The following is a 16446-nucleotide window of genomic DNA, read 5'->3' on the forward strand; positions in this document are numbered from 1 at the left end:
GGTGGGCTGCTGGGGTTGAAAACCATTCTGGCACAGCCCGAAACCACAACCGCCCGGCCTTGCGCGACGCCGGGCTCAGTCGCGCAGCCAGCCCAGACGCCGCGCCTCGTAGATGGCCTCGACCTTGGAGCGCACCTGCAGCTTGCGGTAGGTGCGTTTCACATAGGTCATCACGGTATGCGGCGAGACCTGCATGAACTGCGCGATCTCATCGAAGGTAAAGCCCTTGGCCGCCAGATGCAGCACACGCGACTCCTGTTCGGACAAGGCCACGGCCGACTCATCCTCCAGCGGGGCCGGCTGCGTCTGGCCGCTGATGGCGGGCGCCAGACGCAGCAGCAGGCGGCGCGCGATGACCGGGCTGATGGGGCTGCCACCGGACCGCAGGGTGCGCAGCTGGCCGGCCAGATCCAGGGCCAGAGAGTCCTTGAGCAGGTAGCCGGTGGCGCCGGCCTCGATGCTGGAGAGCACATGCTGCTCGTCGCCGAACACCGAGATCACCATCACATCGCAGCTAGGCCGGGTCTGAGCCGCATGACGTATCAGCTCGATGCCGCTGCCGCCCGGCAGGTCCAGGTCCACCAGCAGCACATCGGGCTGGGTCTGGTCGAAGAGCTTGCGTCCCTGCGGCAGATCAGGGGCGATACCCAGCAGCTTGATATCCGGCACCGAGGCCAGGGCGAGTTGAAAGGCTTCGCGAAATCTGACCTGATCTTCAACAATCAGCACGGAAAAATCGGGCATGGCGATGGGGCGCAGGGAGGTGCCTCATTCTGCTTGCCCCCCATCCGAGCGACAAGCCGCCACCCTCCCCCCATGCGGAGGATGCAGCGGCATGGACGCGACACGATTCTGGGGATTGCCTCGGGCGTCGAGTCAGGCCAGCCACAGCGGCCAAGCGCTCAGCGCATCAGGCTCGCCAGCCCTGCCACGCGCCGATCCACATAGACCGGCCGGCGGCGCAGCCGCACGCCGGCCTCGGGGCCGTGCTGTCCCACCCAGCGCTGCATCCACACGGTACGCATGCCCACGGCCCGGGCCGCCTTCTGATGCACCAGGGTGTCTTCCACCAGCTCGCAGCGCCCGGGCGCCAGGCGCTGGCGGGCACAGACCCAGCGCAGCATGCGCGTATCGGGCTTGGGCCGGTGCTGGCCGAACATGCGCATGGACTCAAAGCCGATCACCCGCTCGAACAAGCGCTGCAGGCCCAGGGCCTTGAGCACGCGGCGGGCGTAGACCTCGGGCGCATTGGTCAGCAGGATCTTGCGCCCCGGCAGGCGACGCAGGGCCGCCAGATCATGGGCGTGGCTATGAACCAGGGCCTCCAGGCCCGGCAGGCTGTGCGTTTCTTGCAGGAAGTGGTCCACGCGCACGCCATGGTGACGCACCAGCCCCAACAGCGTGGCGCCATAGCGCGCCCAGTACAGGCCGCGCAGGCGATCGGCCTCGGGTCGATCTACGCCCAGATGACGAACGATGTAATCCGTCATCGCCACATTCAGCGCCCCGAACACATGGTGCGAGGCGTTGTGGACCGTGTTGTCCAGATCAAAAAACCAGACCGTGCGCGAAGCGCGGGTCGAGGCGGACCCGAGCTGGTTTTCCCGAGCGGCACCCGAGGATCCGGCTATGCCGGTCCTGCGGGTGCGCCCCCTTGAGGGGGCGGCCGCAGGCCGTAGGGGGGGAGCTTTCAATGTGATTTGATCATGGTGCCGTAGGCCTGATCCGAGAGGATCTCCAGCAGCATGGCATGCGGCACGCGGCCATCGATGATGTGCACCGCGTTGACGCCGCTCTTGGCCGCGTCGATGGCACCGGCGATCTTGGGGATCATGCCGCCGCTGATGGTGCCGTCCGCCACCAGTTCATCGATGCGCTTGGGGGTCAGTTCGGTCAGCAGCTCGCCCTGCTTGTCGAGCACGCCACGGATGTTGGTGAGCATCAAGAGCTTCTCGGCCTGCAGCACGGTGGCCAGCTTGGCGGCCACCACATCGGCATTGATGTTGTAGCTCTCGTTGTGCTCGCCAAAGCCGATGGGGCTGACCACGGGAATGAACTGGTCGTCCTGCAAGGCCTTCACCACGCTGGGGTCGATGGAGACGATATCGCCCACCTGACCGATATCGTGTTCCTTGCTGGGGTCGTCCTTGTCCTGCACCTTGAGCTTCTTGGCGCGGATCATGCCGCCGTCGCGCCCGGTCAGGCCCACGGCCTTGCCGCCCGCGGCATTGATCAGGCCCACCACGTCCTGCTGCACCTCGCCGGCCAGCACCCACTCGACCACATTCATGGTCTCCTCGTCGGTGACGCGCATGCCCTGGATGAACTCGCCCTTCTTGCCCAGCTTGCCGAGCAGTCCCTCGATCTGCGGACCGCCGCCATGCACCACCACCGGGTTCAGGCCCACCAGCTTGAGCAGGACCACGTCCTCGGCAAAGTCCCTTTGCAGCTCCGGGTCGGTCATGGCGTTGCCGCCGTACTTGATGACGATGGTCTTGCCGTGGAACTTGCGGATGTAGGGCAAGGCCTGGGAGAGGATCTCGGCCTTCTCGCGCGGGGCGATATGGGATACGTCGCTGCTGTGGGCGGTGGGCTCGGTCTTCATGCTGGGTCTCGCTGCGGCTCAGGAAATTGCGCGGGATTGTAGGACGCCAGCAAGCGGGAGCCGTGGCTGGCGCGGCGACAATCGGGGCCATGCAAGTGGCCAGCTATCTCAAACTCTCGGTGGGCGTGGCGCTCGCCACCATCGCGCTCAAGACCGGCGCCTGGTGGTGGACCGGCTCCGTCAGCCTGGCGGCCGATGCCCTGGAATCCCTGGTCAATCTGGCGGGTGCCATGTTCGCGCTGGCCATGGTAAGCATTGCGGCCAGGCCCCCCGACGAGGAGCACCCCTTCGGCCATCACAAGGCCGAGTTCTTTTCGGGCGGCTTCGAGGGTGTGCTCATCATCGCGGCCGGCCTGGGCATTGCCTGGGCGGCCGCCCATCGCCTGATGGATCCGCAGCCGGTCGAGGGCCTGGGCCTCGGCCTGGCCCTGGCCGTCATCAGCTCGGCCCTCAACGGCGGTCTGGCCTGGGCCATGCTGCGCAAGGCACGCGAGCATCGCTCCATGGCCCTGGAGGCGGATGCCCGCCATCTGTTCACCGATGTCTGGACCTCGGCCGCTGTGGTGGCCGGGCTGATCGGCGTTTGGTTCACGGGCTGGCTGTGGCTGGACCCCCTGCTGGCCTTGCTGGTGTCCCTCAATATCCTGCGCGAGGGCGTGCATCTGATCTGGCGTGCCTCGCAAGGCCTGATGGACGAAGCGCTGGACGCGCCGTCCCAGGCGGCCATCCACGAGGTGCTGGCGCGCTTCACCCAGGCCGACCCGGTTCGCTTTGACCATATCGTGAGCCGCCACGCCGGGCAGCGCCGCTTCGTGGATCTGCATATGCACATGCCGGCCAACTGGTCCCTGGGCCAGGCGGCCGCGCTACGCAATGCGGTGGAGCGGGCCCTGATGCAGGCCGTGCCCGGCCTGCGCGCCAGCATCCAGCTGCTGCCCAGCGATGTGGAAGCCCATTTCGACGACCCCAAGGATCTGATGTGATTGCCGTCTTGCAACGTGTGCGGGAGGCCCGCGTGGAAGTGGCCGGCCGCGTGACCGGCGCCATCGGCCCCGGCCTGCTGATGCTGGTCTGCGCCGAACCCGGTGATACCGAGGCCCAGGCCGACAAGCTCCTGGCCAAGCTGCTCAAGCTGCGTATCTTCAGCGACGCGGCGGGCAAGATGAACAAGAGCCTGCAGGACCTGGGCGGCGGCCTGCTCATCGTCTCGCAGTTCACGCTGGCGGCCGACACCAGCGGCGGCAACCGACCCAGCTTCAGCGGCGCGGCCCCGGCCGAGCAGGGCCGCCGGCTCTACGACCATCTGCTGGCGCGCGCCCGCGAACTCCACCCCGTGGTGGCTGCGGGGGAATTTGGCGCCGATATGCAGGTGCATCTGGTCAATGACGGCCCGGTCACCATCCCCATGCGCATCCAATGAGGTCCGCCATGAAGCAGCCCGCCATCGTCCTGCTCGACCGCACCGACGGCCTCATGCCCCAGCACGACCAGCCGCGCGAGGATCGTCGCGTGCAGGGAGCCCCCCAGCGCAAAACCTGGACCCTGCACGAAGCTGGGCCCGTGAGCGCGGGCGTGTGGGAATGCGAGCCGGGGCGCTGGCGCATCGCCTTCCCGCCCCAGCGCCAGGAGTTCTTCCATGTGCTGCAGGGCCGGGTGCGTCTGCATGATGCCGCCGGCGCCTGCACCGAGATCGGCCCCGGCCAGGGCGCGGTGATCCCGCCCGGCTTCGAGGGCGAGTTCGAGGTGCTGGAGGCCGTGCGCAAGCAGTTCGTGCTGGTGGACCTGGGAAGCTGAGGCTCCTGCCATCGCCCTGGCTTGCCATTCGTCGGCCGGCCTGTCGAGTGATCGTGCCGCACACGACGGCCCAAGCCGCCATTTCTAGGATGCCTCTCATCGCCACCAGCCATGAGGAGATCCAAGATGAACAAGCTGAGCAGCTTCCTGAGCGGCTGCGCCGCCAGCGCCAGTGCTCTGATTGCCCTGACCTTGCTAACCGGTGCCAAGGCGCCGCCGACCCAGTTTGACGAAATCAATGTAGGGCGCATCAATATTCGCGAACCCGACGGCACCCTGCGCATGGTCATTTCCAATCGAGGCCAGTTTCCGGGCGCCCCCTGGCGCGGCGGCGAGAAGCCCCGCCCGGATCGCAAGGACTTCGCCGGCATGCTCTTCGTCAATGACGAGGGCACCGAAAGCGGCGGCCTGATCCAAAAGGGGGTAATCGGCCGGGATGGCAAGCCGGACTCGGGCCTGAGCCTAAGCTTCGACCGCTTTCGGCAGGACCAGGTCATCCAGATTCTTCATGCCGAGCAGGGCGGGCAGACCCTGAGTCAGCTGGCGATCAATGACGAGCCGGACAGCCTGGGCCCCGACGCCATGGAGCGCACAGCCCGCTTCAATGCCCTGGACAAGCTTGACCCGGCCGCACGCCGACGCGCCATCGAGGAGATGGGGCGCGAGGGCCTGCTGCCTGCCAACCGCGTGCGCCTTGGAACCACACCCGCCAAGGCCTCGACCCTGGCCCTGAGCGACGCCCAGGGCCGGCAACGCCTGGTGCTCACCGTAACGCCGGAGGGCAAGCCCAGCATTCAGTTCCTGGACGAACAGGGCAAGCCGGTACGCAGCATTGATCTGGAGACGCGCTGAAACGACAAAGCCCGTCAGATGACGGGCTTTGTTCCATGCTTCGGTCCTCAGTCACCTTGGCAGGCCGCGCCTGACATGCGGGACATGTCAGGCCCCTCCTGAGGCGTCGGACAGGCCGCAGTGGCCTGTCCTCGGTCCTCAGTCACCTTGGCAGGCCGCGCCTGACATGCGGGACATGTCAGGCCCCTCCTGAGGCGTCGGACAGGCCGCAGTGGCCTGTCCTCGGTCCTCAGTCACCTTGGCAGGCCGCGCCTGACATGCGGGACATGTCAGGCCCCTCCTGAGGCGTCGGACAGGCCGCAGTGGCCTGTCCTCGGTCCTCAGTCACCTTGGCAGGCCGCGCCTGACATGCGGGACATGTCAGGCCCCTCCTGAGGCGTCGGACAGGCCGCAGTGGCCTGTCCTCGGTCCTCAGTCGGCATATTGCCCGGCGGCTTTGATGACGGGGCCCCACTTGTTGATCTCGGCCTCGACAAACTTCTTGTGCTCGGCGCCTTCGACGCGCTTGTCGGTGATGATCACGGCACCCAGGGCTTCCTGGCGCTTGATGAACTCGGGGTCCTTCAGCGCGGCCTTGAGGGCGGCATTGATCTTCTCGACCACGGGCTTGGGCGTGTTCTTGGGCGCATACAGGCCGTGCCAGATGCTCACATTGAAGCCCTTGAGGCCCGACTCGTCCAGGGTCGGCAGCTTGGCCAGAGCCGGGGTGCTGAGACGCTTGGGGGTGGTCACGGCATAGGCCTTGACCTTGCCGGACTCGATCTGGCTGGTGGTGTTGGTGGTCTGGTCGCACATGATGTCGACTTGACCGCCCAGCAGATCGGTCATGGCCGGGCCGGTGCCCTTGTAGGGCACGGTGGTCATATCGATCTTGATGGCGCTCTGGAACAGCAGACCGCACAGATGCGAGGCGGCGCCCAGGCCGGCATTGGCCAGATTGATCTTGCCCTTGTTGGCCTCCAGCCACTTGCTCAGCTCGGCATAGTTGTTGGCCGGCAGACCGGGCTTGCCGATCAGGGTCATGGGCACTTCGTTGATCATGCCCAGGTATTCGAAGTCGTCCAGGGTCTTGTACTGCAGATTGCGGTACAGGGCCGGCGAGGTGGCCATGCTGATGTGGTGCAGCAGCAGGGTGTAGCCGTCCGGTGCGGCCTTGGCCACCTTGGTGGCGCCCAGGGTGCCGCCGGCACCGCCGACGTTCTCGATCACCAGGGTGGCGCCCAGGGTCTTGCGCAGGGATTCCGCCAGATCGCGGGCCACCTTGTCGGTCGGACCACCGGCCGCGAAGGGCACCACGATGTTCACGGGTTTGTCGGGGTAGGCCCAGACGGCGCCAACGGCCATGGAGGCCGCCAGGGACAGCAAGAGCTTTTTCATTGTCTTCCTCTGCGTGTTGGATGTGATGGGGGGAGCCCTCATGCTAGGAGAGTCCTGTGCGCATGCCGTATCGGGAATTACGTAAACCCAGGGCGACTTCATTGGACCTTAGATTCGATTCGAATAAGGTTCTTGCCACTCTGTATTGGACGGTCTAAACGCTGCCTGCCACAGTGGCGGCCATGATGCGCTATAGCTCCGCCCGCCACGTTCTCACCGCCCTGCTGGCCGCCCTGTGCCTTGGCTCGCCGGCGCTGCCCGTGGCGGCCGAGCCGGTTTCGGCCGCCACGGCCCAGCAAAGGTTGCAGCTGCCGGGCAGCCAGGTCTGGGACCTGCGCAGCGACGGCACTCGCCTGCTGCCCGGGGCGGTGCGTCTGGCGCTGGATCCGGCCGCGGACGCGGCCAGCCTGGCAAGCGCCGTCTCCGAGGCCGGCCTGGACCTGTCGCGGCCGGTGCTGATCTACGGTGAGCCCGGTGATGCGCGCGCCCAGGCGCTGCACCAGCGCCTGAGCCGCCTGGCCAGCGGCCGGGTGGACTGGCTGGTGGGCGGGGTGTCGGAATGGGAAATGGCCGGCTACAGCACCGTCAGCCAGCCCGCTCGCCGCCTGCCCGTGCCCCAGCATCTGGTGGAGGCCGCGGCCGACGGCGCCGTCCTGCGCATGGCCGCCGCAGCGCTGCGCGACACGCCGACGCTGGACCCGGCAGCCACGGGCCAGCAGCTCGCCAGCCGCTGAGCGGCGGCTCGCGCCGGCCCCCTGCGCCACTCAATCGTACTTGCGTGCGTCCTCGATCACGCGCCCGTCATTGGGCAGACTGCCCGGCGGCAGCAGCTGCACCTCGCCGCGCAGCTTGGTGATGTCGCGCAGGGCTGTGCTCAGCTGATCGGCCAGGCCCTCGGGGGCGGCGCCGCTGAGCTCCACCTTGAGCGTCATGCGGTCCTGGGCCATCTCGCCTTCCACCACCAGACGAGCCCGGCCCAGCGGGCCCGGAAAGCGGCGCAGCAGCTCGGCCACCTGGCTGGCATGCACAAACATGCCGCGCACCTTGGCGCTCTGGTCGGCCCGGCCCATCCAGCCCTTGATGCGGGTGTTGCTGCGACCCGTGGGGCAGGCGCCGGGCAGCACGGCCGAGAGATCGCCGGTGCCGAAGCGTATCAGGGGGTAGTCGGGGTTAAGGGTGGTGACGACCACCTCGCCCACCTCGCCCTCGGGCACCGGGTCGCCGGTGCCGGGTCGCACGATTTCCAGGATCACACCCTCGTCCAGCACCAGGCCCTCGCGGGCCAGGGTTTCATAGGCGATCAGGCCGATATCGGCCGTGGCATAGCACTGGTAGGCCTGCACGCCGCGCTCGATCAGCCAGTCGCGCAGCGAGGGCGGAAAGGCCTCGCCGCTGACCAGGGCCTTGGCAATGGACAGGCGCTGGCCCGACTCCTGGGCCTTGTCCAGCAAGATCTTGAGGAAGCTGGGCGTGCCCACATAGCCTTGAGGCCGCAGCTCGGCCATGGCCTGCAGCTGCAGCTCGGTATTGCCCACGCCGCCGGGGAAGACCGTGCAGCCCAAGGCATGGGCACCGGTTTCCATCATGGAGCCGGCCGGCGTGAGGTGGTAGCTGAAGCTGTTGTGCAGCAGCTCACCGGCCCGCATGCCGGCCGCATGCAGGGCGCGGGCCACACGCCAGTAGTCGCCGCGCGCGCCCTCGGGCTCGTAAATCGTGCCGGGCGACTGGAACACGCGCCGCGCCGCGCCCCAGCCTATGGCCGAGAAGCCGCCAAAGGCATCGCCCCCGGCCGCACGCGACGCCTGCTGGCGCGCCAGCAGCTCGGACTTGCGCGTGACCGGCAGGGTAGCAAGCGTCGCGCGGGAGGCGATGCGCGCCGCCTCCACGCCCTGCAGCAGGCCCGCGAAGGCCGGTGCCCGCGCCTGGGCATGGGCGATCTGGGCCGGCAGCGCGGCCATCAGCGCCGCCTCGCGCTCGTCGGTCCCACGGGTTTCCTGCGCGTCGTAGAAGGACTCACTGCTACTCATCGCCATCACTCCATCCCGACAGGTTTTTCTTCAGCGTGGCCACGAAGTCGCGCAGCTGCGCGTGGTCCTTGACCGTCTTGCCCACCCACTCCGGCGTGCGCGCCGGCCGCTTGACCAGGGCCAGTTGCAGCACCGCCCCGTCGACCGCCGCCTTGGCAATGGCCTGCCCCTTGCGCTCGAACACGCCCGCGCGCTCGCTCAGCCCCAGATCGCGCAACTCCCGCCGCAGCTTGAGCAAGGCCTCCTCCGGCTTGAAAGCCGGCGGGGCAAAGAAGTCGTTTTCACTCATGTCGAAGTCCGCATCGGTCACACGAATCCCACGCTGCGACTGAGCGGAGCCCGAGGGTCCGGCTTTGCCGGCCCTACGGGCTCGCCCCCTTGAGGGGGCGCGCGCAGCGCGTAGGGGGTGGGCTAGGCCAACCAGCGCTTGCGCCGCTTGTAGCTCTTCACATCCTTGAAGCTCTTGCGATCGCCACCGCCCACGCCCAGGTAGAACTCCTTGACGTCCTCGTTCTCGCGCAAGGCCTTGGCCTCGCCGTCCATGACCACGCGGCCGCTTTCCAGGATGTAGCCGTAGTCGGCATAGCGCAGGGCCATATTGGTGTTCTGCTCGGCCAGCAGGAAGGTCGTGCCTTCCTTGGCATTGAGATCCTTCACGATCTCGAACACCTCTTCCACGATCTGCGGCGCCAGGCCCATGCTGGGCTCGTCCAGCAAGACCATCTTCGGATTGGCCATCAGGGCGCGACCGATGGCGCACATCTGCTGCTCGCCGCCCGAGGTGTAGGCGGCCTGCGAGGTCCGCCGCGTCTTCAGGCGCGGAAAGTAGTTGTAGACCTTCTCCAGCGTGGCCGCCACTGCGGCCTTGCCGTCCTTGCGGGTGTAGGCGCCGGTGAGCAGGTTCTCCTCGATGCTGAGGTGGGCAAAGCAATGCCGCCCCTCCATCACCTGGATCACGCCACGCTCCACCATGTCCGAGGTCGTGAGCTTCTCGATGCGCTCCCCGCGCAGCTCGATGCTGCCCTTGGTCACCTCGCCGCGCTCGCCGGCCAGCAGATTAGAAACGGCCCGCAGCGTGGTGGTCTTGCCCGCGCCATTGCCACCCAGCAGGGCCACGATGCCGCCCTCCTTGACCTGCAGGGACACGCCCTTGAGCACCAGGATCACATGGTTGTAGATCACCTCAATGCCATTGACGTTCAGAAGCACATTGCTACTCATGTCTTGCCTTTCAACTCAGCACAACGTCGCGCGCGGCGCTGTGATGAGCCCCCTCCCCTCGGGGGAGGGACGGGGTGGGGTTGCTGACCCCGCCCTCCCGGAGGGCGGGGCAGGGGTGGGAGCGAACAGGATCTGGCGCAGCCAGAGCTGATCCGCCTCGCCGATCAGCTCTGGCAGTCCGCCGGGGTGCGGCGCTCCAGCTTCTTCTCGGTGGCGTACTTGTCGGCGGCCTGCTTGACCATGGGCTTGAGGATCATCTCGTCGGCCTGGTACCAGTCGGAGCTGAAGGCCCACTTCTTGCCGTCCCAGGTCTGCACCCGCGCCCAGGCCGAGCCCATATGGTCGGCGCAGGAGGTGGACACCGGGCGCATCACGCCGGCAAAGCCCAGGCCGTCCAGCTTCTTCTGATCCAGGGCCAGGTTCTCCAGACCCCAGCGCACCTGCTCACCGCTCATGACCTTGCCCTTGCCGAAACGCTCCTGGGCGCGCTTGACGCCTTCGACGGCCAGCATCGCGGAGATCATGCCGCGCATATAGAGCACCTGGCCCACCTCTTCCTTGGGCCCCGTGCCCTGGCCCTTGGCATGGACCAGCTTGAGGATGTCCTGGGTCACCTTGGCATCGGGGTGCACGCCGTGCTGCATGGTCAGGGCGCTGTAGCCCTTGGCGCCCTCGGCCACGTCCTTGACATCGGGCTCTGCGCCGGCCCACCAGACGCCGAACATCTTCTCGCGCGGATAGCCGGTGGCCTGGGCCTCCTTGAGCGAGGTGGTGTTCATCACGCCCCAGCCCCAGAGCAGCACATAGTCGGGACGCTGCTGGCGGATCTGCAGCCAGGCCGACTTCTGCTCCACACCGGGGTGGGTGACCGGAATCGCGTTCAGCTCGAAGCCATGCATCTTGCTGCGCTCCTGCAGCAGGGGAATCGGCTCCTTGCCATAGGGGCTGTCGTGATAGACCAGGGTGATCTTCTTGCCCTTGAGCTTGTCGAAGCCGCCTTCCTTCTTGGCCAGATGCTGGATCAGCACGTCGGCCGCCATCCAGTAGGTGCCGATCAGGGGGAAGTTCCACTTGAAGACGCCGCCGTCCTGGCTCTCGCTGCGGCCGTAACCGGCGGTGATCAGCGGAATCTTGTCGGCCGGGGCCTTCTCGGTGAGCGCAAAGGTCACGCCGGTGGACAGGGGCTGGAACACGGTGGCGCCGCCGTTCTTGCCCTTCAGGCGCTCATAGCACTCCACGCCGCGGTCGGTGGCATAGCCGAACTCGCATTCCTCGTAGGAGATCTTCACGCCGTTCATGCCGCCCTGGGCATTGACCAGCTTGAGATAGTCCACATAGCCATTGGCCCAGGGCGTGCCATTGGGGCCATAGGCGCCGGTGCGATAGACCAGGACCGGGAAGAACTGCTCCTTGGCCTGGGCCAGAGCCTCTCCCACGCCGGCCAGACCGGCGGCAGCCAGCAGGGTCGCGGCGGCGACTTTCTTCAGTTGCATCATGACGCTTGTCTCCTAGGAAAAAGCACTCTGCGGTGCCGGGTTGAACTGCTGCAATTCAATGCGGGAAGGGCCAGAGCCGCAACTTCTCCTTGGCCGTGGACCAGAGCTTGGCCAGGCCATGCGGCTCGACGATCAGGAAGAACACGATCAGGGCGCCGAACACCATGAACTCCACATGGCTGACCAGGGCCGTATCGACATGGAAGCCGAACAGGCCGCCCAGGGCCGGCAGGGCCTGGTTCAGGAAGATGGGCAGCACCACGATGAAAGCCGCGCCAAAGAAGCTGCCCATGATGGAACCCAGACCGCCGATGATGACCATGAAGAGCAGCTGGAAGCTGCGGTCGATGGAGAAGGCCGCCGGCTCCCAGGAGCCCAGGTGCACAAAGCCCCACAGCGCACCGGCCACGCCCACGATGAAGCTGCTCACCGCAAAGGCGCTGAGCTTGGCGTGCACCGGCCGGATGCCGATCACGGCCGCCGCCACATCCATGTCCCGCATGGCCATCCAGGCCCGGCCGATATGGCCGCGCACCAGGTTCTTGGCGCCCCAGGCAAAGACCACCACCACGGCCAGGCAGAACAGGTACTTCTGCAGCGGGGTCTCGATGGGCTGACCCAGCACCTGCAGACCCGACACGCTCACCGAGCCCGAGGCCGAATCCAACGTGAACCACTTGATGCGCAGAAAGGCCCAGTCGCTGAAGAACTGCGCCGCCAGCGTGGCCACGGCCAGGTACAGGCCCTTGATGCGCAGCGAAGGGATGCCGAAGAAAACGCCCACCACCGTGGCACACAAGCCCCCCAGCAGCAGGGCCGGGATCAGGGGCATGCCGGGCACGCGGGCAAAGAAGTTGTAGGCCGCATAGGCGCCCACCGCCATGAAGGCCCCGGTGCCCAGGGAGATCTGACCGCAGTAGCCCACCAGGATGTTCAGGCCGATGGCCGCCAGGGACAGGATCAGGAAGGGAATGAAGATGGCGCGCAGCAGGTACTCATCGGCCATGGCCGGCACCAGCAGCACGGCCACGCCAATCAGGGCCCAGATCGCGAGGCGGTCCTGGGCAATCGGAAAGACCTGCTGGTCGGCGCGGTAGGAGGTCTTGAACTGACCGTTTTCTCTGTAGAGCATGACTTGTCTCTTTTCGACTGATCTTTTGGTTTCGACCCGCTTCGCCTAACTTCGCTGCGCGAAGTTAGTCTTCACCGGAAGATCATGGCCCGCGTCAGACGCGGTCAATGATCTTCTCGCCGAACAAGCCCTGCGGTCGCACCAGCAGGAACACCAGGGCCAGCACATAGGCAAACCAGATCTCGATGCCGCCACCCAGCATGGGGCCGATATAGATCTCGGAGAGCTTCTCGCCCACACCAATGATCAGGCCGCCGATGATGGCGCCGGGCACCGAGGTCAGCCCGCCCAGAATCACCACCGGCAGGGCCTTGAGCGCCACCAGGGACAGCGAGAACTGCACCCCCAGCTTGGAGCCCCAGATGATGCCGGCCACCAGGGCCACAAAGCCCGCCACGCTCCAGACGATGACCCAGATGCGCTTGAGCGGAATGCCGATGGACTGGGCGGCCTGGTGGTCATCCGCCACCGCACGCAGGGCGCGGCCGGTGGCCGTGTACTGGAAGAACAGGGCCAGCACGCCCACCAGGGCGGCAGCCACCAGGGCGGCGATCAGATCCTCCTGGCTCACCAGCACACCGCCCTCGAAAACCTTCTCGAACAGGAAGATCGGGTCCTTGGGCATGCCCACATCGATCTTGTAGATGTCCGAGCCGAACAGGGTCTGGCCAAAGCCGTCCAGGAAGTAGGTGATGCCCAGGGTGGCCATCAAGAGGGTGATGCCCTCCTGGTTGACCAGCTTGCCCAGCACCAGGCGCTCGATGGCCCAGGCCAGCACCACCATCAGGCTCATGGCCACGATGAAGGCCAGCACATTCACCAGCAGCTTGCTCTCCAGCCCGGTCCATTGCGGGATCCATTCGGAGAAGCGCGCCATGGCCAGGGCCGCGAACAGCACCATGGCGCCCTGGGCGAAATTGAACACGCCGCTGGCCTTGAAGATCAGCACAAAGCCCAGGGCGATCAGGGAGTACAACATGCCGGCCATCAGGCCGCCGATCAAGGTCTCGAGAAAGAATCCCATGGTCGTGGCCTCAGTGAGAAGTGCCCAGATAGGCGCGGATCACGTCTTCGTTGGCGCGCACCTCATCGGGTGCGCCGTCACCGATCTTCTTGCCGTAGTCCAGGACCACGACCCGGTCGCTGATGTCCATGACCACGCCCATATCGTGTTCGATCAGCACGATGGTGGTGCCGAACTCGTCATTCACGTCCAGGATGAAGCGGCACATGTCCTGCTTCTCCTCCACATTCATGCCGGCCATGGGCTCGTCCAGCAGAAGCACCTGCGGCTCCATGGCCAGGGCGCGCCCCAGGTCCACACGCTTTTGCAGGCCGTAGGGCAGGCGCCCCACCGGGGTCTTGCGGTAGGCCTGGATCTCCAGGAAGTCGATGATGCGCTCCACCTTCTCGCGCTGCGCGGTCTCCTCGCGCTCGGCGGCACCGAAGCGCCAGGCCTGCTGGAAGACATTGGTCTTCATCTGCAGATTGCGGCCCGTCATGATGTTGTCCAGCACGCTCATGCCCTTGAACAGGGCCAGGTTCTGGAAGGTGCGGGCCACGCCCATCTCCGCCACCTGGCGCGAGTTCATGTGCTTGAAGGTCTGGCCGCGAAAGGTGATGGAGCCCTGCTGCGGCTGGTAGACGCCGTTGATGCAGTTGAGCATGGAGCTCTTGCCCGCGCCGTTGGGGCCGATGATGGCGCGGATCTCATGCTCGCGCACATTGAAGCTGATGTCGGTGAGCGCCTTCACGCCACCGAAGCTCAGCGAGATGTTCTGCACGTCGAGGATGACCTCGCCGATCTTCTTGCTCGCCATCAGGCTGCCCTCCGGGCCGGGGTAAAGGTTTTCACATCAAGAATCTTCAGGTCCGCCGCCACGCTGCCCGTGCGGCCATCCTCGAACTTGACCGCCGTCTCGATGTACTGCGAGCTCTTGCCGCCGTACAGCGCATCGATCAGCACGGCGTACTTCTCGGCAATCGCGCCGCGGCGCACCTTGCGGGTGCGGGTGAGCTCGCCATCGTCCGCGTCCAGCTCCTTGTGCAGCACCAGGAAGCGGGTGATCTGGCTGCCGGCCAGGCGCTCGTCCTGGGCCAGATCGGCATTGACCTTTTCCACGCAGTCGCGGATCAGCTCATAGACCTCGGGCTTGGAGGCCAGATCGGTGTAGCCGGCATAGGGCAGGTTGCGGCGCTCGGCCCAGTTGCCCACGGCCTCGAAGTCGATATTGATGAAGGCGCAGACGCGGTCGCGCTGGTCGCCGAAGGCCACGGCCTCCTTGATATGGGCAAAGAACTTGAGCTTGTTCTCCACATACTTGGGCGCGAACATGGCCCCGTCGAACACGCCACCGCGCAGGCGTCCCACATCCTTGGCGCGGTCGATGATCTTCAGATGCCCGCCGGCATCGATGAAGCCCGCGTCCCCCGTGTGGTACCAGCCGTCGGCGGTGAGCACCTCGGCCGTTGCGGCCTCGTTCTTGTAATAGCCCTTGAGCAGGCCGGGCGAGCGCACCATGATCTCGCCGTTGTCGGCCAGCTTGATCTCCACGCCCTCGATGGGCACGCCCACCGTATCGGCCTTGGCCTCGTGGTCGGGCTGCAGGCACACGAACACCGCGGTCTCGGTGGAGCCGTAGAGCTGCTTGAGGTTGATGCCGATGCTGCGGTAGAAGCTGAACAGATCGGGGCCTATGGCCTCACCCGCCGTGTAGGCCACGCGCACCCGGGACAGGCCCAGGGTGTTGCGCAGCGGCCCGTAGATCAGCACATTGCCCAGGGCGTACTTGATGCGGTCCAGGCTGCTCACGGCCTGGCCGTCCATCAGAGCCGGACCCACGCGCCGCGCCAGGCTCATGCACTGGGCGAAGAGCCAGCGCTTGATCGCGCCGGCATCCTCCATGCGGATCATCACGCTGGTCAGCAGGCTCTCGAAGACCCGCGGCGGTGCGAAGTAGTAGGTGGGCCCGATCTCCTTGAGATCGATGGACACCGTGGTGGCCGATTCCGGGCAGTTCACCACATAGCCGCAGGCCAGCCACTGCGCGTAGCTGAAGATGTTCTGGCCGATCCAGGCCGGCGGCAGATAGGCCAGCACCTCCTCGCGCTCGGTCAGCTTGTCGAAGCGCATGCCGGCCTGGGCCCGGTCGATCAGGGTGGCATGGGTGTGCACCACGCCCTTGGGGTTGCCCGTGGTGCCCGAGGTGAAGAACATCGCGGCCACATCACCCGCCTGCCCCGCCTGCACCTGGGCCTCGAAGAAGCCGGGCTGGCTGGCCAGGCGCTGGCGGCCACGCTCGCACAGGGCGTCCAGCGACTCCAGGCCGCTCTCGCGGTAATTGCGCAGACCGCGCGGATCATCGAACCAGATGCGCGTGAGGCGCGGGCACTGCTCACGGATCTCCAGCAGCTTGTCCACCTGCTCCTGGTCCTCCACCACGGCGAAGGCCACCTCGGCATTGTTGAGCGGGTAGGCAAACTCCGCGGCCACCGCATCCTGGTAGAGCGGCACCGGAATCGCGCCCAGGGCCTGGGCCGCAAGCATGGTGGCGTAAAGCCTGGGCCGGTTCTCGCCCACCACCACCAGATGCTGGCCGCGGCCCAGACCGGCGTCCGCCAAGCCATGGGCCAACTCGCGCACCAAGCCCGCCAGCTGTACCCAGCTGAGGGTCTGCCAGATGCCGTACTCCTTCTCGCGCAGGGCCGGCGCGTCGGGGCGCCGGGCTGCGTGCTCGAGCAAGAGCTGGGGAAAAGTCACTGCTGCTGCTGTCGTCACCACCGCTGTCTCCTGTACGGTGCGCGGCACCCATCTGTGGGGCATCTCGCGCTGGACTGACACGCATACTAGGACTAGCTTTGACGTCATGTTGTCGTTAGGACGACATTCCTAGGGTCTATCCGGGGGCGAGATAACCCGGAGTCCGAAATCGAGGCTTTATC

Annotated in this window: 17 protein-coding genes; 5 read left to right on the forward strand and 12 right to left on the reverse strand. The window is 66.4% G+C overall.

Annotated features, from left to right (window positions below; all coding sequences use genetic code 11):
- Window positions 1-75 precede the first annotated feature (75 nt).
- The 3 genes from DFR39_RS08825 to argB all read right to left on the reverse strand — a co-directional run bounded on the left by DFR39_RS08825 (window position 76) and on the right by argB (window position 2605).
- Window positions 76-744 (reverse strand): response regulator, encoded by a 669-nt coding sequence (locus DFR39_RS08825; protein ID WP_133603188.1) that lies wholly within the window; start codon window positions 742-744, stop codon window positions 76-78.
- A 158-nt stretch (window positions 745-902) separates the two neighbouring features.
- A complete protein-coding gene (locus DFR39_RS08830; RefSeq protein ID WP_133603429.1) occupies window positions 903-1631 on the reverse strand; it encodes an HAD-IA family hydrolase in 729 nt (242 codons plus the stop codon).
- A gap of 59 nt (window positions 1632-1690) precedes the next feature.
- On the reverse strand, window positions 1691-2605 hold the full coding sequence (argB, locus tag DFR39_RS08835) for an acetylglutamate kinase (RefSeq protein WP_133603189.1): 915 nt from the start codon (window positions 2603-2605) through the stop codon (window positions 1691-1693).
- An 89-nt stretch (window positions 2606-2694) separates the two neighbouring features.
- On the opposite strand from argB, the gene DFR39_RS08840 reads away from it, so the two are divergent.
- The 4 genes from DFR39_RS08840 (at window position 2695) to DFR39_RS08855 (ending at window position 5251) form a co-directional block, all read left to right on the forward strand.
- The gene (locus DFR39_RS08840; protein ID WP_133603190.1) at window positions 2695-3588 is read left to right on the forward strand and encodes a cation diffusion facilitator family transporter; all 894 of its coding nucleotides are present in this window, start codon (window positions 2695-2697) and stop codon (window positions 3586-3588) included.
- Window positions 3585-4025 carry a D-aminoacyl-tRNA deacylase gene (dtd, locus tag DFR39_RS08845; RefSeq protein WP_133603191.1) on the forward strand — a complete coding sequence of 147 codons (441 nt, stop codon included), beginning with the start codon at window positions 3585-3587 and terminating at the stop codon, window positions 4023-4025. Before DFR39_RS08840 ends, dtd begins: the two co-directional genes overlap by 4 nt.
- Before the next feature lie 8 nt (window positions 4026-4033).
- Window positions 4034-4399 carry a cupin domain-containing protein gene (locus DFR39_RS08850; protein ID WP_211343834.1) on the forward strand — a complete coding sequence of 122 codons (366 nt, stop codon included), beginning with the start codon at window positions 4034-4036 and terminating at the stop codon, window positions 4397-4399.
- 126 nt (window positions 4400-4525) lie between these two features.
- A complete protein-coding gene (locus DFR39_RS08855) occupies window positions 4526-5251 on the forward strand; it encodes a hypothetical protein (RefSeq protein ID WP_133603192.1) in 726 nt (241 codons plus the stop codon).
- Window positions 5252-5662: 411 nt separating this feature from the next.
- Here DFR39_RS08855 and DFR39_RS08860 read toward each other — a convergent pair whose 3' ends face one another.
- The gene (locus tag DFR39_RS08860; protein ID WP_133603193.1) at window positions 5663-6628 is read right to left on the reverse strand and encodes a tripartite tricarboxylate transporter substrate-binding protein; all 966 of its coding nucleotides are present in this window, start codon (window positions 6626-6628) and stop codon (window positions 5663-5665) included.
- A 182-nt stretch (window positions 6629-6810) separates the two neighbouring features.
- On the opposite strand from DFR39_RS08860, the gene DFR39_RS08865 reads away from it, so the two are divergent.
- Window positions 6811-7362: a rhodanese-like domain-containing protein gene (locus DFR39_RS08865; protein WP_133603194.1), complete on the forward strand. Its 552-nt coding sequence runs from the start codon at window positions 6811-6813 to the stop codon at window positions 7360-7362.
- Window positions 7363-7392: 30 nt separating this feature from the next.
- Here DFR39_RS08865 and DFR39_RS08870 read toward each other — a convergent pair whose 3' ends face one another.
- The 8 genes from DFR39_RS08870 to DFR39_RS08905 form a co-directional block, all read right to left on the reverse strand.
- Window positions 7393-8655 (reverse strand): phenylacetate--CoA ligase family protein, encoded by a 1263-nt coding sequence (locus DFR39_RS08870; protein WP_133603195.1) that lies wholly within the window; start codon window positions 8653-8655, stop codon window positions 7393-7395.
- The gene (locus DFR39_RS08875) at window positions 8648-8944 is read right to left on the reverse strand and encodes a hypothetical protein (protein WP_133603196.1); all 297 of its coding nucleotides are present in this window, start codon (window positions 8942-8944) and stop codon (window positions 8648-8650) included. Before DFR39_RS08875 ends, DFR39_RS08870 begins: the two co-directional genes overlap by 8 nt.
- A 122-nt stretch (window positions 8945-9066) precedes the next feature.
- On the reverse strand, window positions 9067-9876 hold the full coding sequence (locus DFR39_RS08880) for an ABC transporter ATP-binding protein (protein WP_133603197.1): 810 nt from the start codon (window positions 9874-9876) through the stop codon (window positions 9067-9069).
- Window positions 9877-10040: 164 nt separating this feature from the next.
- Window positions 10041-11369 carry an ABC transporter substrate-binding protein gene (locus DFR39_RS08885; RefSeq protein WP_133603431.1) on the reverse strand — a complete coding sequence of 443 codons (1329 nt, stop codon included), beginning with the start codon at window positions 11367-11369 and terminating at the stop codon, window positions 10041-10043.
- Between the two features lie 58 nt (window positions 11370-11427).
- Window positions 11428-12504 (reverse strand): branched-chain amino acid ABC transporter permease, encoded by a 1077-nt coding sequence (locus tag DFR39_RS08890; protein WP_133603198.1) that lies wholly within the window; start codon window positions 12502-12504, stop codon window positions 11428-11430.
- 94 nt (window positions 12505-12598) lie between these two features.
- Window positions 12599-13528, reverse strand: a complete 930-nt coding sequence (locus DFR39_RS08895) for a branched-chain amino acid ABC transporter permease (protein ID WP_133603199.1) — start codon at window positions 13526-13528, stop codon at window positions 12599-12601.
- A gap of 10 nt (window positions 13529-13538) precedes the next feature.
- Window positions 13539-14324: an ABC transporter ATP-binding protein gene (locus tag DFR39_RS08900; protein ID WP_133603200.1), complete on the reverse strand. Its 786-nt coding sequence runs from the start codon at window positions 14322-14324 to the stop codon at window positions 13539-13541.
- On the reverse strand, window positions 14324-16282 hold the full coding sequence (locus DFR39_RS08905) for an AMP-dependent synthetase/ligase (protein WP_246030756.1): 1959 nt from the start codon (window positions 16280-16282) through the stop codon (window positions 14324-14326). The genes DFR39_RS08900 and DFR39_RS08905 overlap by 1 nt, the downstream gene beginning before the upstream one ends.
- Window positions 16283-16446: the final 164 nt, after the last annotated feature.

Origin of the sequence: Roseateles asaccharophilus, assembly GCF_004362405.1 — a bacterium.
Lineage (GTDB): Bacteria > Pseudomonadota > Gammaproteobacteria > Burkholderiales > Burkholderiaceae_C > Kinneretia > Kinneretia asaccharophila.